Consider the following 1,411-nt stretch of genomic DNA (forward strand, 5'->3'; position numbering starts at 1 on the left):
AAAAGATTCAAAAAAGAATCAAGATTCGTAAAAGAATCACAAAGCAAACCAGAAATTCGTTTAGTTTAGATAAACAAATGAGTCAAAACAAATTTTAATTGAGAGTTTGATCCTGGCTCAGGACGAACGCTGGCGGCGCGCTTAACACATGCAAGTCGAGCGATGAAATTTTAGCTAATCTCTTCGGAGAGAAGCAAAAATGGATTAGCGGCGGACGGGTGAGTAACACGTGAGTAACCTACCTTAGACATTGGGATAGCCTCGGGAAACTGGGATTAATACCAAATAAAATCATAGAAGCACATGCAACAATGATCAAAACTCCGGTGGTCTAAGATGGACTCGCGTCCCATTAGCTAGTTGGTAAGGTAAAGGCTTACCAAGGCGACGATGGGTAGCCGGCCTGAGAGGGTGAACGGCCACATTGGAACTGAGAAACGGTCCAAACTCCTACGGGAGGCAGCAGTGGGGAATATTGCACAATGGAGGGAACTCTGATGCAGCGACGCCGCGTGAACGAAGAAGGCTTTCGAGTCGTAAAGTTCTTTTATATGGGAAGATAATGACGGTACCATAAGAAAAAGCCCCGGCTAACTACGTGCCAGCAGCCGCGGTAATACGTAGGGGGCTAGCGTTGTCCGGAATCACTGGGCGTAAAGGGTTCGCAGGCGGAAATGCAAGTCAGGTGTAAAAGGCAGTAGCTTAACTACTGTAAGCATTTGAAACTGCATATCTTGAGAAGAGTAGAGGTAAGTGGAATTTTTAGTGTAGCGGTGAAATGCGTAGATATTAAAAAGAATACCGGTGGCGAAGGCGACTTACTGGGCTCATTCTGACGCTGAGGAACGAAAGCGTGGGTAGCAAACAGGATTAGATACCCTGGTAGTCCACGCTGTAAACGATGAGTGCTAGGTGTCGGCAGAAGTCGGTGCCGCAGTTAACACAATAAGCACTCCGCCTGGGGAGTACGTGCGCAAGCATGAAACTCAAAGGAATTGACGGGGACCCGCACAAGCAGCGGAGCATGTGGTTTAATTCGAAGCAACGCGAAGAACCTTACCAGGGCTTGACATATTGAGGACAAGTATAGAGATATACCGTCTTCTTCGGAAGCCTCAAAACAGGTGGTGCATGGTTGTCGTCAGCTCGTGTCGTGAGATGTTGGGTTAAGTCCCGCAACGAGCGCAACCCTTATCTTTAGTTGCCAGCATTTCGGATGGGGACTCTAAAGAGACTGCCGATGATAAATCGGAGGAAGGTGGGGATGACGTCAAATCATCATGCCCTATATGCCCTGGGCTACACACGTGCTACAATGGGAGGTACAAAGGGAAGCAAAATAGAGATATTAAGCAAACCTCAAAAAGCCTCTCCCAGTTCGGATTGTACTCTGCAACTCGAGTACATGAAG

The 1,411-nt window shown here is 47.4% G+C and carries 1 rRNA gene; it reads left to right on the forward strand.

The window, feature by feature from the left end:
• Positions 1 to 94 precede the first annotated feature (94 nt).
• A 16S ribosomal RNA gene (locus tag ACQRC6_RS09730) occupies positions 95 to 1,411 on the forward strand; the annotation flags it as partial.

Origin of the sequence: Peptoniphilus sp. SGI.035, assembly GCF_050315115.1 — a bacterium.
GTDB lineage: Bacteria > Bacillota > Clostridia > Tissierellales > Peptoniphilaceae > Peptoniphilus_A.